28 protein-coding genes are annotated in these 23,690 nt (G+C 39.9%); 2 read left to right on the forward strand and 26 right to left on the reverse strand.

Translation table 11 applies throughout. The features are described 5' to 3' along the window. The 26 genes from J2Y37_RS05820 to J2Y37_RS05945 all read right to left on the reverse strand — a co-directional run. Nucleotides 1–345 (reverse strand): S1 RNA-binding domain-containing protein (locus J2Y37_RS05820; protein ID WP_349032194.1); only part of this gene is annotated, 345 nt, incomplete at its 3' end. A gap of 114 nt (nt 346–459) precedes the next feature. Then, nucleotides 460–1,140: a (d)CMP kinase gene (gene cmk / locus J2Y37_RS05825; RefSeq protein WP_349032195.1), complete on the reverse strand. Its 681-nt coding sequence runs from the start codon at nt 1,138–1,140 to the stop codon at nt 460–462. A gap of 9 nt (nt 1,141–1,149) precedes the next feature. After that, nucleotides 1,150–1,590, reverse strand: a complete 441-nt coding sequence (locus J2Y37_RS05830; protein ID WP_004671377.1) for an SRPBCC family protein — start codon at nt 1,588–1,590, stop codon at nt 1,150–1,152. A gap of 70 nt (nt 1,591–1,660) precedes the next feature. Then, the gene (gene tadA / locus J2Y37_RS05835) at nt 1,661–2,167 is read right to left on the reverse strand and encodes a tRNA adenosine(34) deaminase TadA (RefSeq protein ID WP_349032196.1); all 507 of its coding nucleotides are present in this window, start codon (nt 2,165–2,167) and stop codon (nt 1,661–1,663) included. 5 nt (nt 2,168–2,172) lie between these two features. Then, a complete protein-coding gene (locus tag J2Y37_RS05840) occupies nt 2,173–3,294 on the reverse strand; it encodes an enoyl-CoA hydratase/isomerase family protein (protein ID WP_004671381.1) in 1,122 nt (373 codons plus the stop codon). Further along, nucleotides 3,294–4,007, reverse strand: coding sequence for a uracil-DNA glycosylase (gene ung / locus J2Y37_RS05845; protein WP_004671382.1), 714 nt, complete (start codon nt 4,005–4,007; stop codon nt 3,294–3,296). The genes J2Y37_RS05840 and ung overlap by 1 nt, the downstream gene beginning before the upstream one ends. A 45-nt stretch (nt 4,008–4,052) precedes the next feature. Continuing rightward, entirely contained in the window at nt 4,053–4,649 is a 597-nt protein-coding gene (locus J2Y37_RS05850; RefSeq protein WP_005197174.1) for a 6-carboxytetrahydropterin synthase, read from the reverse strand. 102 nt (nt 4,650–4,751) lie between these two features. Further along, nucleotides 4,752–5,711, reverse strand: coding sequence for a type II secretion system minor pseudopilin GspK (gspK, locus tag J2Y37_RS05855; RefSeq protein WP_349032197.1), 960 nt, complete (start codon nt 5,709–5,711; stop codon nt 4,752–4,754). Between the two features lie 5 nt (nt 5,712–5,716). Further along, the gene (gspJ, locus tag J2Y37_RS05860) at nt 5,717–6,337 is read right to left on the reverse strand and encodes a type II secretion system minor pseudopilin GspJ (RefSeq protein WP_349032198.1); all 621 of its coding nucleotides are present in this window, start codon (nt 6,335–6,337) and stop codon (nt 5,717–5,719) included. Further along, complete coding sequence (gene gspI, locus J2Y37_RS05865) at nt 6,334–6,720, reverse strand: type II secretion system minor pseudopilin GspI (protein WP_349032199.1); 387 nt, start codon at nt 6,718–6,720, stop codon at nt 6,334–6,336. Before gspI ends, gspJ begins: the two co-directional genes overlap by 4 nt. Continuing rightward, a complete protein-coding gene (locus J2Y37_RS05870; RefSeq protein WP_241324007.1) occupies nt 6,707–7,258 on the reverse strand; it encodes a type II secretion system protein in 552 nt (183 codons plus the stop codon). Before J2Y37_RS05870 ends, gspI begins: the two co-directional genes overlap by 14 nt. Before the next feature lie 8 nt (nt 7,259–7,266). Continuing rightward, the gene (locus tag J2Y37_RS05875) at nt 7,267–7,878 is read right to left on the reverse strand and encodes a TetR/AcrR family transcriptional regulator (RefSeq protein WP_171063481.1); all 612 of its coding nucleotides are present in this window, start codon (nt 7,876–7,878) and stop codon (nt 7,267–7,269) included. Between the two features lie 41 nt (nt 7,879–7,919). Continuing rightward, nucleotides 7,920–8,693 (reverse strand): TatD family hydrolase, encoded by a 774-nt coding sequence (locus J2Y37_RS05880; RefSeq protein ID WP_349032200.1) that lies wholly within the window; start codon nt 8,691–8,693, stop codon nt 7,920–7,922. Between the two features lie 22 nt (nt 8,694–8,715). Next, a complete protein-coding gene (locus J2Y37_RS05885; protein WP_004671391.1) occupies nt 8,716–9,060 on the reverse strand; it encodes a PilZ domain-containing protein in 345 nt (114 codons plus the stop codon). A gap of 358 nt (nt 9,061–9,418) precedes the next feature. Further along, on the reverse strand, nt 9,419–9,727 hold the full coding sequence (locus tag J2Y37_RS05890) for a hypothetical protein (RefSeq protein ID WP_004671393.1): 309 nt from the start codon (nt 9,725–9,727) through the stop codon (nt 9,419–9,421). A gap of 202 nt (nt 9,728–9,929) precedes the next feature. Continuing rightward, a complete protein-coding gene (locus J2Y37_RS05895; protein WP_349032354.1) occupies nt 9,930–10,931 on the reverse strand; it encodes a DNA polymerase III subunit delta' in 1,002 nt (333 codons plus the stop codon). Nucleotide 10,932: 1 nt separating this feature from the next. After that, the gene (gene kdsB / locus J2Y37_RS05900) at nt 10,933–11,694 is read right to left on the reverse strand and encodes a 3-deoxy-manno-octulosonate cytidylyltransferase (RefSeq protein ID WP_349032201.1); all 762 of its coding nucleotides are present in this window, start codon (nt 11,692–11,694) and stop codon (nt 10,933–10,935) included. A gap of 9 nt (nt 11,695–11,703) precedes the next feature. Then, nucleotides 11,704–12,714 (reverse strand): tetraacyldisaccharide 4'-kinase, encoded by a 1,011-nt coding sequence (gene lpxK, locus J2Y37_RS05905; protein WP_349032202.1) that lies wholly within the window; start codon nt 12,712–12,714, stop codon nt 11,704–11,706. Between the two features lie 2 nt (nt 12,715–12,716). After that, complete coding sequence (gene msbA / locus J2Y37_RS05910; RefSeq protein WP_349032203.1) at nt 12,717–14,444, reverse strand: lipid A export permease/ATP-binding protein MsbA; 1,728 nt, start codon at nt 14,442–14,444, stop codon at nt 12,717–12,719. Continuing rightward, a complete protein-coding gene (locus tag J2Y37_RS05915) occupies nt 14,441–14,869 on the reverse strand; it encodes a biopolymer transporter ExbD (protein WP_004671404.1) in 429 nt (142 codons plus the stop codon). Before J2Y37_RS05915 ends, msbA begins: the two co-directional genes overlap by 4 nt. 14 nt (nt 14,870–14,883) lie before the next feature. Then, the gene (locus J2Y37_RS05920; RefSeq protein ID WP_004671406.1) at nt 14,884–15,513 is read right to left on the reverse strand and encodes a MotA/TolQ/ExbB proton channel family protein; all 630 of its coding nucleotides are present in this window, start codon (nt 15,511–15,513) and stop codon (nt 14,884–14,886) included. A gap of 55 nt (nt 15,514–15,568) precedes the next feature. Then, complete coding sequence (locus J2Y37_RS05925; RefSeq protein WP_349032204.1) at nt 15,569–16,456, reverse strand: ParB/RepB/Spo0J family partition protein; 888 nt, start codon at nt 16,454–16,456, stop codon at nt 15,569–15,571. Further along, entirely contained in the window at nt 16,453–17,235 is a 783-nt protein-coding gene (locus J2Y37_RS05930; RefSeq protein ID WP_005197197.1) for a ParA family protein, read from the reverse strand. The genes J2Y37_RS05925 and J2Y37_RS05930 overlap by 4 nt, the downstream gene beginning before the upstream one ends. An 18-nt stretch (nt 17,236–17,253) precedes the next feature. Beyond that, a complete protein-coding gene (gene rsmG / locus J2Y37_RS05935) occupies nt 17,254–17,889 on the reverse strand; it encodes a 16S rRNA (guanine(527)-N(7))-methyltransferase RsmG (RefSeq protein ID WP_004671412.1) in 636 nt (211 codons plus the stop codon). 168 nt (nt 17,890–18,057) lie between these two features. Continuing rightward, nucleotides 18,058–18,747 (reverse strand): N-acetylmuramate alpha-1-phosphate uridylyltransferase MurU, encoded by a 690-nt coding sequence (gene murU / locus J2Y37_RS05940; protein ID WP_349032205.1) that lies wholly within the window; start codon nt 18,745–18,747, stop codon nt 18,058–18,060. Then, complete coding sequence (locus J2Y37_RS05945) at nt 18,747–19,760, reverse strand: phosphotransferase (RefSeq protein WP_349032206.1); 1,014 nt, start codon at nt 19,758–19,760, stop codon at nt 18,747–18,749. Before J2Y37_RS05945 ends, murU begins: the two co-directional genes overlap by 1 nt. 118 nt (nt 19,761–19,878) lie before the next feature. Between J2Y37_RS05945 and lptD the strand changes: the two genes are divergently transcribed. Beyond that, a complete protein-coding gene (gene lptD, locus J2Y37_RS05950) occupies nt 19,879–22,353 on the forward strand; it encodes an LPS assembly protein LptD (RefSeq protein WP_349032207.1) in 2,475 nt (824 codons plus the stop codon). Next, nucleotides 22,353–23,660: a peptidylprolyl isomerase gene (locus J2Y37_RS05955; protein WP_349032208.1), complete on the forward strand. Its 1,308-nt coding sequence runs from the start codon at nt 22,353–22,355 to the stop codon at nt 23,658–23,660. Before lptD ends, J2Y37_RS05955 begins: the two co-directional genes overlap by 1 nt. The last annotated feature ends 30 nt before the right edge of the window (nt 23,661–23,690 follow it).

Here is a 23,690-nt window from a genome sequence, read left to right on the forward strand (position 1 = left end):
CTTACCAGAGATAACACCAGTAACGATTTCGCCATCTTCAAAGATTTTCTCAAGCTTAGTCCAAGTTTCAGCACGTTTTGCTTTTTCACGTGATAAAACAGTTTGACCCATACCGTTGTCAAGTGCTTCAACCACTACGTCAACAGTATCACCAACTTGAACTTCAAGTTCACGTTGTTCATTTAAAAATTCAGCACGATCAACAACGCCTTCAGATTTAAGGCCAGTGTCAACAGTTACCCAGTCAGAATCGATACTAACAACAGTACCTTGGATGACTGCACCCTTTTCAACGTTGAGGTTTAATTCACTTTCTTCAAAGAGGGCTGCAAAAGATTCGGTCATGATATACCTGATAAAGTCCGCGGTCTTGGATCAGACAAGGCCGGTTTAGTTAAGTTGTTACATTGTCCAAAAAATCTGATCAAGCAATGCTTCAACTGATAAAAAATTGTGTATCTATTTTATACGGCTATTGATATAGTCAACCATCAACTGAAATACTTCATTGATACCTATTGTAGAACTATCAATGACATACGCATCGTCAGCGGGTCTAAGAGGAGCAACTGTACGCTCCATATCTCTTTTATCCCTAGCCTGTATGTTAGATAAAATGTCGCTTATTTTAGCATCAAGCCCCATGCCCTGCAACTGTTTTACACGGCGCTCTGCACGAGACTCAGCCGATGCCGTCAAATAAATTTTAGCTTGAGCTTCTGGAAAGATCGATGTCGCCATATCACGACCATCGGCAACCAAGCCAGGCGTTTGGATAAATGCACGCTGGCGCTCAAATAATGCTTTACGCAATTCAGGAACAACTGCAACTCTAGACGCATACTCGCCAACCTGCTCAGTCCTGATGGTATTGGTGACATCAATCCCATCCAATAAGGTGAGTGTAGCTGTATCCGTCGTTTTGAACTCAATATCTAAATTTATTGCACAATCAATACATTGTTCTAATTTTACATCTAATTGGTCGAGCAAGCCTTGTTGAAACAATGACAGCCCAAGTAGACGATAAAGTGCGCCAGAATCTAATAAATTATAATGATAATGAGCAGCAATTTTTGCAGCCAAAGTCCCTTTACCAGATCCACTTGGACCATCAATCGTAATAATATGAACTGTCATTCCCATCTCTTATGCGGCAACTGATTTCGCTAATTTTGAAAAACCTAGTGTAATCGCTGCTTTGAGTTGTGCAAGAACTAATTTGCTTACAAAAGGTGCTTTTGCTGTAAATTCAATCTTATAGGTTACCAAAGTGATATAGGGGGTGATTTCTTTGAAATCAATTTGCCCTAAATGGTGCTTAACCAACGGATTATTGATTAACTTGTATTCAATGCGCTGGTTTTCTTCCAACAACGTGATTTCTTCTTGCAGTGGTTTAATTGGACCAAAACCCATACGACGAATTGAACCAATACCATCTGGACGTTCAGGATCGGCAGAGTCTTTTACTCGCACCACTTGTAACGGTGCAAACGCTTTATTATAAGTCGCGTGTTTTGACAACAAGTCAAAAACCTCAGAAATAGGTGCATTGAATTCTTTTTGTATGGTGATTGCATTACGCATAGTTTCGCCTTTTTGATTAAACCAAAATCATCGGAGGCTTAGTTTGCCATAACAGCTAAGACATTTTTAATCATTTTAGGACGTTTTTTGATAAACGGTTTTGCTTCTTTTCACTTCTTCTTTGTTTAAAAAAATCACTAAGTTGGGTTGAACATTGCGCTTGCAAGCAACCTTGTTCAAAGACAAATTTATGGTTGTAGTAACCATTTTCAAGCAGTTGACGGGCACTGACCAGTGAACCTGCCTTAGGCTCTGTGGTTGCAAAAACAACACGTTGAACACGTGAATGAATTAAAGCTCCCACACACATGGTGCAAGGCTCGAGCGTGACATAAAGTGTGGCATCATCTGGCAGGCGGTAATTATTCAAAGATTGACAGGCCATACGTAGCGCTTGAATCTCAGCATGTGCCGTCGGGTCAGAAAGTTTAATTGGTGCATTATAGCCTGCCCCAATTATCTCACCTTGGCTGACAATAACAGCACCAACAGGAATCTCACCCTGAGCTGCCGCTAATGCAGCCTGCTCATAAGCAAACTGCATCCAAAATTCATCATTACTATTATTTTCGCTCATACGCCTTAAACAATAATACCGTATTGTCTTAATAACGCATTCCAACTATCAATATTGGTCACAGGAGGGCAATCAGACAAAATATCTTTTAAGGTGATGTTCTCGGTCGCTTTCCATTCTGGAGAAAGATCTTTATCTACTAAGCGCGCACGTACGCCTTCTACAAAGTCAGGATGACGGATTTTCCAATCAGAAATCTGAGCTTCTAGCGCAAAAACTTCATCCCAAGCATGTCCTTGTTTACCCCACTGCCAAAGCAACCAAGTAATAGCGGCCGTACTTGGCGAGCCTTTTTGCAGATTCTCACTTGCTTGGCGCAACCAATCACTGCTTGCCTCACTCAACCCAATAATTGCTTGATAATCAAATTCAAAGTTTTGACCACGACAAACACTGTGAATAACATCGATCGAATTTTGCAAAGGACCTGCGGCAACCGGACGGTGAAGACTATTTAATGTGTCATCAATGGCACGGAAAGCACCTGCTGGATAATGATTCCAGTCTACATTTAAGACTTTTTGCAAGACATTATCACGCTGCGCTTCACAAATATGAGTTGCCCAGCCGATGCTAAATGCACCTGCTGCAGTCATAATTGAACCAGTTAAACCCGTAAATAGCCCAATTTGCCCTCGATCTGCAAGGAATCGACTTCCACCGACATCTGGATATAAACCGATATTGATTTCTGGCATAGCCAAACGTGAATAAGGTGTAACCAAACGAAATGGTGCAGCCATAAATAGACCAAGCCCACCACCCATTACATAACCTTCACCCCATACCACAATCGGTTTAGCATAATTGTGAAGCAATAAGTCTAATGCATATTCTTGCTCGAAGAATTTATTTGCAGTATTAACCTCATTATTTACAACCAGTTGACGAAGTTTACGCACATCGCCACCCGCGCAAAAGGCTTTAGGTGTAGTTGAGTCTAACCAAATTGCTTTGACACTTTCATCATCATGAAAGTGTTCAAAGACGCGAAAAAGTGCACTTACAATAGACTCATCTAATGCATGTAAAGATTTTGGTCGATTAAGACGAATGACTCGCCAACCATTTTTTTCTTGCTCAATAACCAAATCAGGATGATAGCTATTTAAATCAGGAGAAGTCATTATGCGTCCAATTGCCAGTCTATAGGCTCAATGCCATGTTGTTTCAAATAATGATTGCTTTTAGAAAATACTTTACAGCCAAAAAAACCACCGCGGTTTGCCGCCAAAGGTGATGGATGAGCTGCGCTTAATACAAGATGTTTGTTGCGATCAATACGTTGTCCTTTACGCTGCGCATAAGCACCCCATAAAACAAACACCACATGCTCTCGTTGCTCATTTAGCACATCAATCACAGCATCAGTAAAATCTTCCCAGCCTTGTTTTTGATGTGAAGTGGGTTGTCCTGCCTCTACGGTCAGTACACTATTCAACAACAACACACCCTGCGCTGCCCACTTGCTCAAATCACCATGTCGAGAAATAGGCACAGCCAAATCACTGTGTAACTCATGAAAAATATTACGCAAAGAAGGTGGTAATGCAACACCTCTTTGTACAGAAAAACTTAAACCATTGGCTTGATTTGGACCATGATATGGATCTTGACCTAAAATCACGACCTTTACTGCACTCAAAGGCGTTGTATTTAATGCATTAAAAATATGTTTGCTTGGTGGGTAAATCGTCTTCTCAGCAAGTCTTTGTTGTTGCAAGAACGCGCGTAAATGATCCATTTTCTGACTGAGCAGAAACTCGGACAATGAGACTTTCCATGACTCATCCAGCTGAACTTTACTTAACTTGTCCTGTTGCTGTTCAGTAAATTGCATCAATATTCCTTGAAATAAATTCACTCCCTTGAGTGAGTGACGTACTTAAATATTAACTTGTAGTTCTACATTCGGGTTTTGAAATCTGATTCCCTTTTTCAAGCGCTCATACATTTGTGGATCACTCCACTCACTTTGAACCTGCTCTGAGAAAACGATTTGATCTAGGCTCAACATGCCCATTTGTTCATTATCAATATCTTCTTGAAAACTTTGTGCATAACCCGTATCAGTTTCGTGAACAATCACCGAATAAACCTCAACATCCCCTTCGCCATTCTGGGTAACTGTTGAATTTAATACCTGTTGCGCAAGAAAAAAGAAAATACGAGAAAATTGTTCTGCTGATGGTGAAACAGGCAAAGCCACCCAACGTGCGCTAAAGGTTTTGCATGCATCAATATACGCAGCATCGTCTTTTTGCCAATAACAAATCGCATGATCAAAACTATCAAATAGTTCTTTAATCACGCCTTTCAGTAGCCCAAAATCATAAACCATTTGCCCATGATCTAACTTTGACGCTTTTAGTAATAATTCAACTTTATAGCTATGCCCATGAATCGAACGCTTACAGCGATCCGATGTACAATTCCGTACGATATGCGCGTTTTCAAACTTAAATAATTTACGAATTAACATGCACCAAGCTGATCTTTTTTGCAAACAGGCTTTATTATAAAGCAAAAAAACAAGCATTGGGATTGAATTTAAATCTTGTGACTATTCAATAATCCAATCTAATCACTTAAAAGGGGCAAGACTTCTCGAATAGACAGTAACTTGTTTATCTTGACGGTGCATTGAGCTGCTAAATTGGCGCTTGCGCTCACTTAAAACAACTTCTATTTGTGCAGTAAAAAAAGAGGATTTACTGTCTAACCACGTCGCCGCATCTGCCTTATTTTGCTGCTCTATTCCTGAAAAAGCATTGAGCTTCCATAAATCTTCAACATTATTGAAATATGATAAATCAGCTTGTTTTGTTTTTAATTCTTGCTCAACAGCATTTACATCGACGCTTGGATCAATACTTGCGAGCAATAATGCAGGTGCCGTATTCATATTAATTTTAGTTGGTTCTGGCAATGCCGTAATATATTGCTTAATCAAATCGTAGTTTTTCCCTTCGAAGCCCCGAACCAACTTCAATTCTTCAACACTATGAAATTTGGTATTTGGAGCTAGATAAGAAGGATCTAATCCTTGATAATAATTATTCTCAGCACCCATCGCACCTGTTGTTTCATCATCAGTATCTTGCCAATCAATCACAGCTTGGCTTAGCTCTGCAGGCAAACCAACACGCTGTAAAAGTTTTTCAAACCAACGCCGTGCTAAATCATCAACTTCATTGCCATTTGCTTTTACCAAATTATTTAAGTTGAATTTTCCAGATTCATCCACTAAACGACCTTGAACAGTACCACCATCAACAGGAAATGATGGCATTGGTTTGGCCCAATTCTCCTGTAAATGATCAATATTGTTACCATTGTCACTATCTTGTATTAGCAACTCTGAGAAAAATGCCTCAGCACTTTTAGCATAAAGCAAAGATTGATTTTGACGCATCAAATAGCCTGTATTCTCAGCACTATTGCTTTGTCGTTTTGCGATGGTTGCTGCAAGAATCGTCGCGAGCGCAACCATAACCAAGATCGTAAGCAATGCAATACCACGTTGAGACGCGTATGTCTTCATAGCAATTACTGACCACCCTGATTGTTGCTGACCAAGCTATATATCCACTCATAGTCTGTACCTGCGACCGTGAGCTGTATTTTAAAACCTAATGGTAATTTTTTTAGTTCATTCACATTATTTGGATCACCCGTGTTTTCTGGCCACTCAGACAATTCTTGAGGGTTCAATACCAGTACTTTAAACTGATCAACATTTTCCAACAAAGTACTTGAGATCGGCTGCACACGATTTGGGATATTTAAATTTGCATATTTCAAGCGATATACTTTTTTTTGTGCTTCATCAAAACGATATTCTATACGTTCGTATGGTGATAAGCCTTGTTTCAATGGATCTGACACACCAGCTTTACTGAACATAAAGCTTTGATCATTTAACAGCACAGCGGCTTGCAGTTGTCGTCCATCATTGGCAGTCAAGGGTATAATTTGTAAGCTATCTCTTAAAACCTGTTGGTAAGCATCCTGTAACGCGAATAAATGCATTTCATGTTCTGCATTACGATCTTTGACTTTCAGCAAATAGTCAAACACCTTCCAACCCAACATCGAAAGCACAGCAAAAATCGCAATCGCAACCAGCAATTCCACCAAGGTAAAGGCTTGCTGTTTATGTTTCATCATGTCTTCGCTTGTTCAGGATAGTTAAAAAATACAATATTGCTAATACCTGCTTCAACTTTATCCTGATCAACATTAAACAAACTTATCTGTAACTCAATACGTTGTATTTTGGGACTAATTGTAGGTTCGGCTTTTTTATCAATTTGCCACGTTTCGCCCTGCGAAGAAACTTGCTTGGTTTGCGTTCCATCCAACCACTCTTTATTCATTTCCATCATTGCAACTTCATTCATTGCAACAAATTGAGCTTTGGTCCGCAAAATCGCATTTGACGTTGCTTGTGTGTATTGCATTGCAATTTTAGTCAATGCAATTGCTGCCACAGCAAAAATCGCAAGTGCGACCATGACTTCAAGTAAGGTAAAAGCCTTATTCTTCTTCATTCACTTTACCCAAATGATCCAGCGACAGCTCATGTCCAATCGGTCGTTGCTCATAATAAAATTGAATTCTAACAGGCTTCACCTCGCCATTTCCAAACCAAATCAGTTGTGGTGCCCTGCCACCTAACAGATCGTCATTCTGTGCTCTTTTATAATTTTCAGTATCTAAACTTTGAATGCTAAAAGACACATTTTTCGGTAACTGACGAGGTTTAAACTCCTTATAAACCTGCCAAATACGATCCGCATGTTGGATTTGTTCATGACTCTGATCGTAATATTCAAATAGGTTATAGCTAAATGGCGCAACATCAGTTGCATTCTGGGTATTTAATGCAAAAACTTTCGCCTGATCTGTTGCTTCTTTATTAATTTTCTTAAGATCAAGGATAAACATTTCTCTGGCTTGCATCGCTCGGCGTTGATCAACACCACCAATATTCAAGACCACCAACGATGTCATGACGGTCATAATCACAATCACCACCATGATCTCAATCAGGGTAAAAGCTCGTTGCGACCTCAGTGAAGACTTCATTGTATTGGTCACGAAGATGAAACTTGTTCAAGCTGCTTAGGCATCGCCAAAGCTTGTTCAATGTAAGCCACTCGTAATGTATCTCTAGAACCTAAATAACGCTGATAAAAACTTGAGTTCAGGATCACAGCCGCGCCATAGGTCAAAGACCAAATAGATGCTAAATAATCACGGGTCGTCATCGCACTATTAATATCAAGCAAATAACTTTCCGTCATGCGAATAATAATACGTAAACGTTGGCGACGAATCTTATACAACTCACTAAATAACTGCTGGATACCTTGTGCTGTCGTCGATAAACGCTCTTCTATCTGATGAAATAATGCTGTGCGCTCAGGATGATGCAGATGGTGCAACATAAAAAAAGCCAAATGTTCAGGAAAACTTTTTTCTATATCTTGAATCATTTCTAACAACATTCGTTCATTGCGAATAATCAATAACATATATAATTCATCTTTACTCTGAAAGTGCTTATATAACGTACCTTTCGCAAGATCCAACTCAGCCGCAAGAGCATCAAGTGTCATGCCCGCTTCGCCATTTTCTAATAGGAGTTGCTCAGCGATTTGAAAAATTAATACTTCTCGTGCTCGAAACTGAGCCTGACGATCCATTTTCACGTGATAACTCTCTTTCCTAATACAACAAAAACCGTTTATTTAAAATTTAAAAGATTTTCAAAATTCTGTGTTGTAATCACACCAATTTCTTCAACTGTTTTATCATATACATCAGCCAAGGCTTTTGCTACATACGGAACATATTTAGGTTCATTGGTTTTTCCACGATAAGGCATAGGCGCCAAATAAGGACTATCCGTTTCAATCAATACCCGATCTAATGGAACTTGTTTTGCAACATCACGCAAATCTTGTGCATTTTTAAATGAAATAATGCCAGAAAACGAAATATAGTAACCACAATCTAAAACTGCTTTTGCCGTTTCCCAGTCTTCAGTAAAACAATGCAATATGCCATGACTAGATTGTTCAGCTTGAATAATATCAACTGTATCGTGCTTAGCAGAGCGTGTATGTACTACCACTGGCTTCTTCACAATTTTTGATGCTTGAATATGTCGAGCAAAACACTGTTTTTGCTCAGCGACAAAATCTGTGCTGTGATAATAATCTAAGCCTGTCTCTCCCAAAGCCCAGACCTTTTCGGATTGGGCTAGTTCGACTAAATAGTCCGTTGTCGCACGTGCCATCACATGACCATCTTCACAGGGATGCACACCCACTGTATAGCCCACATCATCATGACGGGAAGCAATTTCTGCCAGTTTAATATGGTCATCAAGATCAACAGAGATTCCCATAAATTTTGAAACACCGGCAAGTCGAGCTTGTGCGAGTGCTTGATCTAGATCCCCATCATACGGACTCAAATCTAACAGGGTTAAATGGCAATGCGTATCAACAAACACTCTTTCTTCCTATTCATTTTGCTTACATCGTATAACTTGGACGATCCATTGCTTTAGAACCTGCCAATAATTTCTCAGCTTCGTTCTTATAATACACACCTTTTTCGCCAGCCAACTGGATCGCAAAACCTTGTGGCTTGAAATGTGTCTGTTTGTGCGAGATCCAAATGACTTTACCTGTGAGCGGGATCTTTTGTGATTGCTCTGGTAGCGTCGCCAAAATAAAAACTTCCTGTCCCATTTTTACTGCTTGTTTAGTTGGGACAAATAATCCACCGCCTTGTACAAAAGGCATATAGCTTGATTGTAGAGTAGCCTTATCAGGAATATTGACCTGTATAATCCCACCCATCATTTGATGTTGCATAACCTTCCCCTGTTAAATACATAAAATTATCAATATCATTCAACATTGATAAACTTATAAAAACTATCAATTCGCTTTGATCTGTTTTATAAACGTCCTTTGAATTACCGCTTACTTAGTTTCTATACATGATTTATCATTTGATTATAGAAAACAATCCTAGAAACAACAAATGCTGTTTCAGCAAAATGTTGTGAAAACACTCAAAACGGCTTGTATTTAGCTAGATTAGGGGTTTTACATAGACCTTGCGCCACACGACATCAGACCAAACTTTCAAATCATGCGTATGACAAAAACTAAAAAACCGCTCATCATCAGAATACATCATGAGCGGTTTAATTTATTTTAAAAGGGCTTATTTTTCAGTGCACTTATAATCAAAATTTAGTTTACTAATCGCTTGATCGGTATGTCGTGTCACAACAGCGATCTGCCGCGCCCCTGCTTCAATATACAGTTTACCGCTGAACTGATTCGATTTTGCATTTTGTTGGTTATGATTAAATGAGTAGCTATACACGCACTCATAGGCTTGCGAACCATGATTAGATGCGTTGATCAGAATAGATGAGCCATTGATATTTGACTCAAACTTGGGCTCAGCCATTGCAATGGCTGGTAAAATTACAAGTGATAATGCAACAGCTATAGATCTTATTTTCATCACCATATTCCTTATTTTTTGATATTATTGTGAAGTACCTCACATTTTATATATTTTTAGTTCGGAAGTTATAATAAAAAACAATTTAAATACAATCTTTACAAAACATCTTTAAATGCAGTCCCACCTTAAAAGTGACTATCCAATTAGCCACAAAAATATGGATTCTTGCGAATCAAAAGCATGATAGTCCATCACTTTGTTATTGCGAAAACCCAAGCTCAACATTCATCAACTGAATAAATAACTCATCTAAGACCAATTGCGACTGTACATTCTGCGCCACCATCAGCTTCTTTTGTTGTACGTCAGCATAAATCGCAAATAAACGTTCTAAATGATATTGTTCAGCTAAATCTCGAAAATCTAAATCATCATTTCTCAATGATTGATTCAACTTAAAACTGATTAAATCTGCTAATAAATATTCGAACATGGTCATCAATTCTGTAAAACTTAACTCTTTAGACCATTTGTTGGCATAGTGCAACGGCATACTTTTTTCAGCAACTAATTTTAGCCAATCACTTAAAAACGAAGTGCGTTTTTGCAACCAACCACTTTGTTCTATTTCAATCGCAGTCAATGGCATTCCGTTGGCTAGATTTAACAATAATGAAATATGCTGAGTGCCAATGTTTGGAACTTGTTGTTGCACAAATGACTGTGCATCTTCCAAACTTAAGCGATCTAAAGCGAAACGTTGCAAACGACTGCGAATCGTTGCAGGTAATTTTAAATAATGATCGGCAAGTAAAATCAAAATGACTTTCTCACCCGGTTCTTCAAGTGTTTTCAGTAAAGCATTTGCAGAAGCCATATTTAACGCTTCCGCAGGTTCAATCACGATAACTCGCCAACCTTCACCAGTTTGCTGAACAAAAGGAAGTAAATCTCGAATTTTTTCTATTTTAATTTTCGCATTTTGTTTTTTATTGTCTTCATCTGTGGTGATGTGCACATAATTCGGATGTGTATCAGATTTCAACCATTGACAGCTTGCACATTCGCCACAGGCTGATTGTGGCTGTTTATTCGCACATAATATCCAAGCAACAAAGCGCTCAGCAAACTCTTTTTTAGCACAGCCTTGCTTGCCATAGAATAATAGACCATGCCCTATTTCTGGAAACCGGGTTGTCAGCAATTCCCAAGTTTGTTCATGCCAAGCGTAAGCTTTTGTAGACTGGATATCGACGATCATATTATTCAAATGCACTCACTGGCATTGCATTCAGTCGATCTAAATCAGCTTGAGTATCGACACCTGGTGGTAAGTTGGCTTCGGCAACTGCAATCGCAATACGATGGCCATTTTCTAGCACTCGAAGTTGCTCTAAACTTTCTAATTGCTCTAATTGACCTTGATCCCATGTGACATATTCTTGCAGTAATTTCACTCGATAAGCATATAAACCTAAATGACGAAATGCCTGATCATGTACCTTGGTTTCAGCTTTTTTCGCGCCATCACGATCATATGGAATTGTGGCACGACTAAAATAGAGTGCTTCATTGCGATTAGACATTACGACTTTAACGATACTATCGCGTTGAAACTCATCTAAATGATAAATTCGCTCGCACAATGTTGACATTGAACATTGAGGATTATCAACAAGAAGCTGTGTTACTTGCTTAACGAGCTGTGCAGGAAGCAATGGTTCATCACCTTGAACATTGACAATAATATCGTCTGCTGCCCAACCTTTAATACGTGCAACCTCACTCAAACGATCCGTCCCAGATGGATGGTCGGCACTGGTTAAAACTACATCCACACCTTCGGCACGACAAACATCAGCAATTCGAGGATCATCAGTGGCTACACATAAATCATCAAAGCCATCAACCTTACTCGCCTGATCGACCACACGTAAAATCATCGGACGACCATGAATCAATAAAAGTGGTTTTGCTGGCAAACGAGAACTCGCAAAACGAGCAGGTATAACGATATGTTTCATGGTGTTTCTCTAAGAAAATTGAATACCGACTTGTTGCAACTGCTGTTTCAACAAATCATAACAATCAGATGATAAAACAGCTTCAACTGGCACAACCCAAATTGGGATATTAAAATCAGGATGCTGTTGCAATAAACTTTTAAACTTTACAGCATCTTTTTCGGTCGTAATAATTGCATCTTGCGAATCAAAGATTAAATCTTCGACTTCATAATCATAATGATCTGGAAACTCATGTGCTTGATATTGACTCACACCAAGCTTACTCAATGTTTGATAAAAGCGCTGTGGAAAGCCAATACCGACGACTGCATTAAAATATTGATTTGCATCAAACCAACTTAACGCCAAGTGAGTATTGAGTAAATAAGGCTGTCCAACATCTAAATACATATTGTTATGTGGCTGAGCAACTTTAGTATGCTCGATGACCGTGCTGCTTTTTAATCTTGATTTTGGTTCTCGCAAATACCCTTCAGGTAATAGCTTTTCATTACCTAAACCACGGTTTTGATCCAATACAATCCATTCAATCTGACGACCTAAAGCCCAGTGTTGAAGACCATCATCACTAATAATCAAATCAAGATCACCTGCGGTTCGCAACAGCAACTCTATAGATGCTTGACGATTTGGCCCAACAGCCATCGGCACATCGGTCGATTGAACAATCAAACAAGGCTCATCACCAACAACGGAGGGCTCAGATGACTGTTCCACACTTGCAGGAAAAGGACCTTGTCCGCCATAACCACGACTGATCACCCCAACACGTACGCCTTGTTGTTGTAAATATTTCACCAACTCAATCAGCAATGGGGTTTTACCACTTCCACCAACCGTAATATTACCAATCACCATGATGGGCACAGGCGCGTAATAAACACTTTTGATGCCTACTTTATACAAGCTTTGATTTAGACAAAAACCAAACCGATATAACCATGACAATGGGCGCAAAACAATTAACCATGAAGCTTGTTCATTCCAAGCATCTTGTATACGTTGCGCCATCGACATGCTTAATCTTCCTCAAAATTACGCTGATGTAACTGGTAGTACATACCATGTTTAGCAAGTAACTCTGTGTGTGTACCCTGCTCTATAATCGTACCTTTGTCCATCACGACAATAATATCTGCATTTTCAACTGTTGATAGACGGTGTGCAATCACGATCGTGGTACGACCTTGCATCGCCTCATCAAATGCTTGTTGAATAAAGTATTCGGACTCATTATCAAGCGCACTGGTTGCTTCATCTAAAATCAAGATCGGTGAATTTTTCAAAATTGCTCTGGCAATCGCAATACGCTGACGTTGACCACCAGATAGATTTAAACCTTGTGCACCTAGAACGGTGTCATACCCATGCGGCAACTCCATAATAAAGTCATGCGCATAGGCTGCTTTCGCCGCTGCAATGATTTGCTCATCACTTGAATCTTGCAGTTGTCCATAGGCGATATTGTCACGCACGCTACGGTTGAATAGCACCACTTGTTGGTTCACCATCGCAATTTGCGAACGCAAACTAAGCAACTCAATCTCTTGAACAGGAATATCATCAAAATAAATCTGACCGCGACTCAGTTCTTGGAAGCGCGGCAACATATTCACTAACGAGGTTTTACCCGCACCAGAGCGCCCAACCAATGCAATCGTTTGCCCAGCTTTTATATCCAAAGAGAAATCTTTAATCGCATGGGTGCCATCGCTATATTGCAAATTTGCATGATCAAATCGAATATTGCCTTTCAATGCAGGTTTTAATTGACCTTTATTCTCTTCTTCTGGCATATCCAATAATTCGAAGACTGAATGAGCAGCAGCTAAACCACGTTGCAGTTTTTCATTGATATCTGTTAAATTTTTAATTGGTTTAGAGATCAGCCCTGCCGCAGTGATGTATGCAACAAATTCACCTGCTGAGGTGTCGCCTAAGATTTGTGGACGCAAAGCCAACCAAAGAATCAGCGCCATCGCGAACGACAAGACCAATTGAATCACTGGGCTATTGATATTTTGAACAACAACCATTTTTAAACCACGACGAAGGTTCTCTTCAGATGACTTATAAAAACGTTGTTGTTCGAAAGCTTCCCCTGTAAAACTTTTTACAACATTATTACCATTAATGGTTTCTTGTACCACGTGATTCACATCACCCATGGTATCTTGCACTTGAATAGAAAGTTTACGCATCCGTTTCGCAGCAACGCGAACCAACAAGCCAATTACAGGCATAAATATAATAATACAGAGCGTTAAACGCCAATTGGTATACAATAAGTAGCTGAGTAGTCCAATAACGATTAAACCATCTTTGACTAAAGTTTGTAATGACTCTGACGAGGCAGCCGTTAACTGCTCTACGTTGTACATTAATTTAGCGCTGATATAACCTGAAGTATTGTCTAAATAATATTGTGCAGGCAGCCTTAAGAGTTTCGCATAAACTTCTTGGCGAATACTAAACACCAATTTCCGAGATATTACGGCCGTAAAATATCCGCCAAGGAACAAGCCAATGCCACGAAAGAACATGAGCAGGACAATTAAAACAGGAAACCAATCTAGGTCAGCCCTACTACCACTTTGAATTGCATCAATAATATATTTAAGTAACTTGGCTACAGATACTTCTGTGGCGGCGTTAATCCCAAAACCAAGCAATACGAATAAGGCAACGCCCCAATAAGATTTTAAATACGCTAATAATCGGACATAAACCTTAAAATCTTGACTCACTCAGTAAAACCTCTAGTTGGAACTTTAGTGCTAATGTTGACATTGACAAAGCCAAGCTGTCCCGCCACATCCATCACACGAATCACATCTTGATGTGCTGCATTTGAATCAGCGGCAATAATGAACATAAAATCTCGGCGATCTTGGGCAACTTGTTTAATTGCCGTGCTTAGGTCAGCAATTTCTTTGCTTGATAATGCTTGACCATTCACAGAATAATACCCTTTTGAGTCTACCATGATTTCAATTTTGTGATCGAATTGTTTCGGCGGAACGCCTTGCGCATCAGGCAGCGTAAGATTTATACGACTTTGCTGACTAAAAGTGGTTGAAAGCAATAAAAACACCAAAATAAATAACATGCAATCAATCATTGGTGTCAAATTGATATGAATATCTTCAACCTGAGAACGTTTAAATTTCATCATGACACCTATGCTTAGCTTGCACGACGGTGTTCTTGTACATGCGCTGCTTTTTTATAAAAAAGCGCAGCATGAAACAATGTTGATTGTTGCTCTAGCTCAGCAACATATTCATGAACTACTCGTTGAAAATAGCGGTACGCAATCATGGCAGGAATAGCAATTAACATCCCGACAGCAGTGGTAATTAACGCAGTCGAAATCCCCGGCATCATCATGCTTGCATTACCAGAAGAACCAATATCAACCACCAAAAAAGCCTCGATGATGCCAATAACCGTACCCAACAAGCCAAGTAATGGTGCGATTGCACCTAATGTACCTAAAAAATTGATATTCTTTTCTAGATAACTGATTTCTTGTGAAGCCGTGGCTTCCATTTGCGCACGAGCAAATTGCTCACCTTGGTTTTGATGTGCATAGCCCGCTTTTAGGATACGACCTAAAGGGCTATTTTGAGCGTCATCATGTTCTAAATGTGAAATAACTGATTCTACATCAGCCCCCTGAACAAGGAGTGCTTGAGGTAAAACCTGCGAACGCTTCAACCGGATGAAACGCTCAATGATAATCGCAACCGTAAAAATTGATGAGAAAATAAGGGGTAGCATCAACCAGCCACCCGCTTTCACAAGTTCCCACATATTATTCCCCAATAATATTTAAAATATAAAAGGATGGTTTCTCAATATTATCAGTTTAATTCGGTAAACAAATATTTAGGATTCCATCCAACTCATCCAATGAATGATATTGAATCACTAATTTCCCTTTGCCTTTGTGATTATGGTCTATTTTCACATTTGCCCCAAAACGTTCAGATAACTTTTGAGTCAGTTGTTCAATATCTGGAGAAATTAGCGCCTTTTCCTTTTCAGGTTTTGGCTCATTCCACTCACGAACCAATTGTTCAGTTTGACGTACCGATAAGCCTTTTTCAATAACGATATCTACAACTGCAATTTGATCTTTGGCCTTTAGGGTCAAAATGGCACGTGCGTGCCCCATATCGATTTGACCTTGCTGCATAAAGTCTTTAATTGGGTCAGCCAAACTGAGTAACCGCAATAAATTACTAACTGTCGTTCGTGCTTTACCAACGGTTTCAGCAATCTCCTGATGACTTAAACCAAATTCTTCATGGAAACGCTGTAAAGCTAAAGCCTGATCGATCGGATTTAAATCTTGACGTTGAATATTCTCGATTAATGCCAAAGCAATCGCCACTTGATCATTGAGTTCACGCACAATTGCAGGGATTTCTGTCAATCCCGCCATCTGCGCTGCGCGCCAACGACGCTCACCCGCAATAATTTCGTATGGATACTGTTCATCGTCGACAGGACGAATTACAATTGGTTGCATCACACCATGTTTTTCAATCGAAGAAGCAAGCTCTTTTAACTCTTGCTCCTGAATAAAACGACGCGGCTGATACTCCCCACGTTTCAATAAATTGACATCAATCTGCTTGAGTTGACCATGATCTAAAGCTTGTGCTTCAAGTTGCAATTTCTCTTTCTGAATTGAACCTAGTAGCGCATCTAAACCACGACCTTTAGCCAACCCGCGTTTTTTGATGCTCATACAGCACTTCCTTTTTTCACTTTACTTTTCTTCAATATTTCTGCGGCCAAATTCAAATATGCGACCGCACCTTTCGAGCTTTTTTCAAAATAGATCACAGGTAAACCGTGTGCAGGTGCTTCAGCCAAACGGATATTTCTTGGTACAACCGTATCATACAGTTTCTTACCAAAATATTGCTCCAACTCAGCCGAGACATCACGTGTCAATGCATTACGAGCATCGTACATGGTACGTAATACCCCAACAATTTCCAAGTTTGGATTAAGGGCTTTTTGTATACGATCAATTGTTTGGGTTAAATCAGCCAACCCTTCCAAAGCATAATACTCACATTGCATTGGTATAATCACACCAGTGACAGCAGCCAAGGCATTGACCGTAATAAGGCTTAAACTTGGCGCACAGTCGACAATAATATAATCATAAGATGCGGAAATTTCTTGCAATGCATTTTTAAGAATAAACTCGCGTCCATCTTGCTCTGCAATTGCAAGCTCGACACCTGCAAGCTCACGATTTGCGCCTAAAACCTTATAACCCACCTCGGCTTTTTGAATTGCAGTCTCGATCGGAACTTCACCCAGAAGGACGTCGGTTATTGAATAAAGAAGATCATTTTTTTGAACGCCAGACCCCATCGTGGCATTGCCTTGTGAGTCCATATCAATCAACAAGACACGTTTCTTTAAGATCGCCAAGGACGCAGCAAGATTTACGGCTGTCGTGGTTTTCCCGACACCACCTTTTTGGTTTGCAATCGCAATAATTTGAGCCATGATTACCCTTAATATTTTTTATTGAATACGTTGAAGTAAAAGTAAATGACGCTGTTCATCCAATCTTGGTACCCGAAGCTCAATCACTTTACACGAATATTTATCTTTCAACTGCTCAACCTCATCCGTTGGAATTAAGCCTTTCATCGCAGCAATGATGCTCTGCTCATGCATATAAGGTTGTGCCGCATCCACAAAGTCAGACAATGATGCAAAAGCTCGACTTGTAATGACATCGAAATGACCAAGTTCATTGATGCTTTCTTCATTTTCAACACGTGTTTGCACTGCAATTACATTTTTTAGCTTCAAATCTGCGATAAATTGTTTCAAGAAACGAATCTTTTTACCATTTGAATCCAACAACACACAATGACGTTCTGGTTGACACAATGCAATGATCATGCCCGGCATACCACCACCGGTACCCACATCCAACAAACGCCCCTGTGGTAAATCTTTTAAGATACTTAAACTATCCAATAAATGTTTAACCAACATTTCTTTAGGGTCACGAATAGCCGTCAGGTTATATGCCTTATTCCATAGCACTAAAGCATCTTGATATTTCAGTAAGAGTGTTAGGGTTTCTTCGCTTAGGCTTAATCCTAAGGCTTGACTTCCTTGCTTTAATTCTTGAAAAAAAGGATGCATAACGGTGCAACATCTCGATAAATTTGCTGTGCAGTATACCGATTTCTGATACAAGACACAGTAGGACTTGTTGAACGATTATGCAGTTAAACATCTTACAGCATGATAAACTGCACAATCCTCTGTATTTTGCCATTCTTCATACAAATCAAAGATAGACAAGGTATTTTATAAAAGCTCGCCTTGCTGAATTTGTTGATCAAGTTGTTCTAAACGCTCAGGCGTTCCAACATCCACCCAAACGGCTTGCATTTTCTCAGCCGAAACCTGCTGTTGTTGCATCGCTTGCTTTAACAATGGTGCTAACGGTCGCTTTCCACCCTCTAAACCAGCAAACATTTGTGGAGATAATACCGCCACACCACTATAAGTCAGCGCCTCACCCAATTGTGCCTGCTCAAAAGTATAAGCATGCTCATTTGCTAGAACAAAGTCACCTTTTAGATGTTGTGGTGGGTTTTCAACCAACACCAAATGTGCTTGTTTATCCCCCAGCTCAACATTCAACAACGAGGAAAAATCCATCGTCGTCCATACATCACCATTGACCAAGATAAATGGCTGATCACCCAACAACGGCAATGCATTGATGATTCCACCCGCAGTTTCAAGCCCTTCACCTTCATGCGACCATAGAATGTTTACACCAAATTGGCTGCCATCACCTAAATCAGCAACAAGTTTTTCAGCTAACCAAGCCGTATTAATGACGATTTCAGTTATACCAATTTGTTGTAGCTTTTCAATATGCCAAACAATCAATGGTTTCCCACCGACTTCTAACAGAGGTTTTGGCGTATGTAAGGTTAAAGGTCGCATGCGATTGCCCAGACCCGCAGCAAGAATCATCGCTTTCATTATGCCGCAACCTCGTAATTACCATATTTCACAACAAACTTCGGCATCACCACATCACGAATGAACTGCATAAAGTCATTTAATTCATCATAGCCTTGGCTTTCTTCAAGCAAATACCACATCACTCGTGGCAAATCACTTAAATAACCAGATTTTCCGTCGCGCTCAAACAAACGCACAAAAATACCTAGAATTTTGAGATGACGCTGAATCGCCATAAGATCTGCATCACGTTTGAACTGTTCAAAACTACGGCTTTCTCTAGCAGAGCTAGGCAACAAATTATAAAACAGCTCAAACCAGTGATACACACGTTCAGCACTCCATTGCACATAGGCATCACGTGTAATCGAAATGAGATCATAAGTGTCAGCACCAATCACGGCATCCTGAAAATCAATCACACCCAAATCTTGTTCATTCTCAATTTTCATGAGGTTTCGACTATGAAAATCACGGTGCACAATCACTTGTGGTTGATTGGTCGCCTCGACAGCCAGAAAGTCAAATGCTTGCTCAATCGTTTCAAGCTGCTGCTCTGTAGGCTGAATATTCAACGAAGGCAACAACCACTCCGTCAATAATCGCATTTCAGTCATTAACTTTTCATACGAATATGCTGGCAAATGGTCTCGACCATCAATTTGCTGCAATTCGATTAACTGCTTAAAACTCTGCGCATAGTATTGATCGACTGTTTCATCATTTAACAATGTAGATAGTACTACATCACCAAAATCTTCTAACAGCAGCAAACCTTGCGCTAAGTCTTTCGCAACGATATGGGGCACACGAACACCATGCTGATCAAAGAACTCATCAATACTCACAAATGGAATACAATCTTCTTTTTCAGGAGGAGCATCCATCAGCATATATGTTTTGTTTTGTAACTTGATTCGCGCATAGCGGCGGAAGCTAGCATCACCCGCTAAAAAGCTGATCTCGAACTGATCAGATTGCAGCGTGGTATGCAGCCAAGTTTGTATCAATTGTTCACGTTGTGTATTCATTTGCAATAAAATCTAAAACTAGCTGAGATTTTGAAAGCTTAAGTGTAGCCACTTATCAACTTTTTCTCTATGATGCGACAATAATTAATTGTGAATTAGCATATTGGTTAATGAGACAATGAAACATCAGTTTAAATATAATCCTTTAGCAACTGCTATTTTGACACTCTTGTGTGGCGGCTCGATTCAATCAAGTCTCGCAGCGGATCAATCTGTGCCGTTTACGTCTCATGCCTCTACGCTTGACAATACACAGCTCAAAGCCCTTGCTCAACAGGAGCAAGAGACTTATGCAGGAGAAAAATTTTTCCAGCAATATTATGTTGACAAGTCTGCGCCAGAAGCACAATTACGCAACAATCAATATTTAAGTTCAGCTTTCTGTCAAGGCACATGGGTCACACCGATCAACCCAGTCACCAAAACTGCTGTTCAGAATGCAACAACATCCGTCATTACAGCCGATTATGGACACTACGATCCAAATGGCGACTCTGTTTTGCAAGGTAATGTTGTGATTGATCAAGAAGGTCGTATGATTCGTGCAGATCACGTCATTCTTGATTCCACGCAAACTCATGCCAATGCACAAGGTCGTGTTCAACTTGCACAAGCTGGCTTACTCACCCAAAGTGATCAGATCAACTACAACTTAAAGACTCAAACCGGCGATTTAAACAATAGTTTTTATATCACCGAACAACAGCATGCGCACGGTCATGCCAACCAAATTCGACGTCAAAATGAAAATCTAGTTGTTTTTACAGATGCAAGCTATACTGCGTGTCCACCTGGCCAAAAACCAGCATGGAAAATCCAAGCTAAGCAAATCGAACTTAATCAAGAGACTGGGCGTGGTGTCACACGTGGCACAAAACTCTATGTAAAAGATGTACCTGTAATTGCTGTACCTTATTTTAACTTCCCCATAGATGACCGACGCACTACTGGTATGCTAAGCCCTAACTTTGGCTATAGTAACGATGGTGGCGCCCAACTCTCAGTCCCTGTCTATCTGAATTTAGCACCAAACTACGACTTAACACTTACACCAAGTTTTATGAGTAAACGTGGTGTTAAGTTAGATGCCGAATACCGCTACATGACTGAAAACTTCGGTTCAGGTCAAATTTGGGGTGGCTATATACCAAATGATAAAGAGTACGATAAAGAAAATCGCTCAGACCTACACTTTATTCATAATTGGAACATCAATGACCAATGGTCAACCTACTTAGAATATAATTACGCATCTGATAAAGATTATTTTTCTGATTTCAATAATAACCCCAACACGAGAACCGATTTAAACTTACGTCGTGCTTGGGAGCTTAATTATCGAAATGGTATTCCTGGACTCAAAGCACAATTAAAAGTTGAAGATTTTCAAACTTTAGATAAAACCATTAAGGATGCAGATAGGCCCTATGCTCGACTTCCACAATTTTTATTAAATTATACAATTGGGGACCCACAAGGTTTACAGTACGAGTTTAATAATGATACCGCTTATTTCAAAAAATCTATTAGTGATGGCTCTGCCTTAGAGTCTAGTGGTACACGTATTTACAACCAGTTTGCAGTACGCTATAACCACATTACTCCATCATGGTTTTATGTCATTCCAGAAGTATCTATACGTAGTATCAACACCTTCTTTGATCAAGACTCTAAAGAAGGGCGCGGACTTTCTACCTCAGATGACTTAGAGAAATCCGTTGTCGTCCCTCAATTTACGCTTGCGACAGGTTTGACCTTTGAAAAAGATGGTAAATACCTACAAAGTATTTCCCCTCGTGCTTTCTATGCCTATTCACCATATAAAAAGCAAGACGACTATCCGAACTTCGACTCGACTACAGCCTCGATCAGCTATGACCAACTTTTCAATCCTTACCGCTTTTATGGACATGACCGCCTAGAAGATAATAACTTTTTATCTTTAGGTCTAACTTACAGTCTATTGGATATGGAAGGTTTGGAGCGTATTCGTGCTAGTGTCGGTCAAAGTTACTACTTCAACGATCGTCGTGTCAGTTTAAATGAAGAACTTGATCGCTTTGATACACAAAGTCGCACAGGACCAATCGTGAGCTTATCTAGCCAACTGAATCAGAATGTCACTATTAGTGCAAACTCAGCTTGGATGTCAAATGGAGATAACGCACAACGCGATTTCCAAGCCTACTACACGGGTGATAAAGGCAATCTCTACAATGTCGGTTATTTCTACCGAAAAGACATTAAAGATCGCCAAGATGCATATGACCAAGTTGTTGCATCCTTTATACAACCTGTAAAAGATAATTGGCGTATTATGGGTCATGCTCAATATGACCTAGACAACAATTTGATACGAGAATATTTACTTGGCGTAAATTATGAATCATGTTGTTGGGCTGTCTCAGTTTATGGCCGTTCTTACTATAACGACTTGGATGATCCAAACCTTCCAGATGTAAGTAGAAAGCGTGCTGTAATGGCAGAATTTACACTCAAAGGTCTAGGCGCTTTAAACAATAAACTTGCTTCTCTTCTCGAGAATAGAGTTTTAGGCTTTAACAAAATCAATCAATCTTGGACACAACGTTAATGAAGATAAAACATTTTCAACATATCTTTAGAGCCACTGTTCTCGCTGCCCTAATTTCTTCATCAATGCATAGCGTTGCTCAACCTACGGATGAGGTTGTTGCAATTGTAGATAGTAGTGTCATTCTCAGAAGTGATTTAGTGCAAGGAATTGCTGAAACCGAACACCAGTTAAAAGCGCAAAATAAGCCAGTCCCTCCACAACAATACTTACAAATGCAGGTTTTGGATCAACTTATTGTTCGCCAAGCCCAACTGGAACAAGTAAAGCGGTATGGTATTAAAGCTGATGAAAATAGCTTAAATGCGGCGGTATTGAGAGTTGCAAACCAGTCTGGTTCAAGCACACTCTCCGCTTTCCAGCAAAAGCTAGATGCGATTGCACCGGGTACTTATGAAAACTTACGTAATCGTATTGCTGAAGATCTCGCAATTGGCCGTCTGCGCCAACAACAAGTCATGTCTCGCATCAAAATCAGCGATCATGATGTTGAAAACTTTTTAAACTCACCAGAAGGTCAAGCCGCACTTGGTACGCAAGTTCATGTCATCCATATGCGTATTGCTGGTGAAAATACCGCTGAAGTACAAAAAGTTGCTCAAGAAGTAAGAAAATCTCTAACCACGAGTGATGATCCTAAAGCCATCAGCACCAAGTTTTCGACTTCAGCAGTTACCGTTGATGGTGCAGATATGGGCTTCCGCTCTTTATCAGACATTCCAACAGAGCTATCTGCACGCATTACCCCATTAAAAGTCGGACAAACGACTGAACTGGTTAACGTTCGTGATGGCACACATGTCTTAAAATTGCTTGATCGCAAACAAAATGATCAAAAAGCCCTAGTACCCCAATATCAAACACGCCATATCCTCATTCAATCATCAGAGGTTGTTAGCCTTGATCGTGCCAAACAAATGATTGATAGTCTCTATAATCGAGTCAAGGCTGGTGATGATTTTGCGACCCTTGCTGCAACTTATTCAAATGATCCTGGTTCAGCTCGTGATGGCGGAAGTCTTGGTTGGGTGAGTCCAGGTGTGATGGTGCCAGAGTTTGACAAGATCATGAAAGACATACCTGTTGGACAAGTAAGTGAACCGTTCCAAAGCCAATTTGGTTGGCATATTTTAGAAGTTATGGACACTCGCCAACAAGATATGACCAAAGAAGCCCAAGAACGTATGGCTCGTCAGATCTTAGGTGAGCGCCAGTTTGAAATGGAAGTAGATAGTTGGTCACGTGAACTTCGTGCCAATGCCTACGTTGAAATCAAAGATGTTAGCTTAGATGCAAAAGCACAATAAGCATCAGTATCCACCTTCAAGAAAATGCCA

This window comes from Acinetobacter sp. 3657 (assembly GCF_031456775.1).
GTDB lineage: Bacteria > Pseudomonadota > Gammaproteobacteria > Pseudomonadales > Moraxellaceae > Acinetobacter.

What these genes read in the sequence shown, in the direction of transcription:
- J2Y37_RS05895 (WP_349032354.1), bottom strand. Translation starts at nt 10,931, where the DNA reads ATGATCGTCGATATCCAGTCTACAAAAGCTTACGCTTGGCATGAACAA.
- J2Y37_RS05830 (WP_004671377.1), bottom strand. Translation starts at nt 1,590, where the DNA reads ATGCGTAATGCAATCACCATACAAAAAGAATTCAATGCACCTATTTCT.
- J2Y37_RS05955 (WP_349032208.1), top strand. Translation starts at nt 22,353, where the DNA reads ATGAAGATAAAACATTTTCAACATATCTTTAGAGCCACTGTTCTCGCT.
- kdsB (WP_349032201.1), bottom strand. Translation starts at nt 11,694, where the DNA reads ATGAAACATATCGTTATACCTGCTCGTTTTGCGAGTTCTCGTTTGCCA.
- J2Y37_RS05875 (WP_171063481.1), bottom strand. Translation starts at nt 7,878, where the DNA reads ATGGATCGTCAGGCTCAGTTTCGAGCACGAGAAGTATTAATTTTTCAA.
- J2Y37_RS05885 (WP_004671391.1), bottom strand. Translation starts at nt 9,060, where the DNA reads ATGCAACATCAAATGATGGGTGGGATTATACAGGTCAATATTCCTGAT.
- gspJ (WP_349032198.1), bottom strand. Translation starts at nt 6,337, where the DNA reads ATGATGAAACATAAACAGCAAGCCTTTACCTTGGTGGAATTGCTGGTT.
- J2Y37_RS05840 (WP_004671381.1), bottom strand. Translation starts at nt 3,294, where the DNA reads ATGACTTCTCCTGATTTAAATAGCTATCATCCTGATTTGGTTATTGAG.
- gspI (WP_349032199.1), bottom strand. Translation starts at nt 6,720, where the DNA reads ATGAAGAAGAATAAGGCTTTTACCTTACTTGAAGTCATGGTCGCACTT.
- J2Y37_RS05915 (WP_004671404.1), bottom strand. Translation starts at nt 14,869, where the DNA reads ATGAAATTTAAACGTTCTCAGGTTGAAGATATTCATATCAATTTGACA.
- murU (WP_349032205.1), bottom strand. Translation starts at nt 18,747, where the DNA reads ATGAAAGCGATGATTCTTGCTGCGGGTCTGGGCAATCGCATGCGACCT.
- rsmG (WP_004671412.1), bottom strand. Translation starts at nt 17,889, where the DNA reads ATGCATCCTTTTTTTCAAGAATTAAAGCAAGGAAGTCAAGCCTTAGGA.
- gspK (WP_349032197.1), bottom strand. Translation starts at nt 5,711, where the DNA reads ATGAAGACATACGCGTCTCAACGTGGTATTGCATTGCTTACGATCTTG.
- ung (WP_004671382.1), bottom strand. Translation starts at nt 4,007, where the DNA reads ATGCAATTTACTGAACAGCAACAGGACAAGTTAAGTAAAGTTCAGCTG.
- J2Y37_RS05890 (WP_004671393.1), bottom strand. Translation starts at nt 9,727, where the DNA reads ATGAAAATAAGATCTATAGCTGTTGCATTATCACTTGTAATTTTACCA.
- J2Y37_RS05925 (WP_349032204.1), bottom strand. Translation starts at nt 16,456, where the DNA reads ATGAGCATCAAAAAACGCGGGTTGGCTAAAGGTCGTGGTTTAGATGCG.
- tadA (WP_349032196.1), bottom strand. Translation starts at nt 2,167, where the DNA reads ATGAGCGAAAATAATAGTAATGATGAATTTTGGATGCAGTTTGCTTAT.
- J2Y37_RS05850 (WP_005197174.1), bottom strand. Translation starts at nt 4,649, where the DNA reads ATGTTAATTCGTAAATTATTTAAGTTTGAAAACGCGCATATCGTACGG.
- lptD (WP_349032207.1), top strand. Translation starts at nt 19,879, where the DNA reads ATGAAACATCAGTTTAAATATAATCCTTTAGCAACTGCTATTTTGACA.
- J2Y37_RS05870 (WP_241324007.1), bottom strand. Translation starts at nt 7,258, where the DNA reads ATGAAGTCTTCACTGAGGTCGCAACGAGCTTTTACCCTGATTGAGATC.
- J2Y37_RS05945 (WP_349032206.1), bottom strand. Translation starts at nt 19,760, where the DNA reads ATGAATACACAACGTGAACAATTGATACAAACTTGGCTGCATACCACG.
- J2Y37_RS05930 (WP_005197197.1), bottom strand. Translation starts at nt 17,235, where the DNA reads ATGGCTCAAATTATTGCGATTGCAAACCAAAAAGGTGGTGTCGGGAAA.
- J2Y37_RS05920 (WP_004671406.1), bottom strand. Translation starts at nt 15,513, where the DNA reads ATGTGGGAACTTGTGAAAGCGGGTGGCTGGTTGATGCTACCCCTTATT.
- cmk (WP_349032195.1), bottom strand. Translation starts at nt 1,140, where the DNA reads ATGACAGTTCATATTATTACGATTGATGGTCCAAGTGGATCTGGTAAA.
- lpxK (WP_349032202.1), bottom strand. Translation starts at nt 12,714, where the DNA reads ATGTCGATGGCGCAACGTATACAAGATGCTTGGAATGAACAAGCTTCA.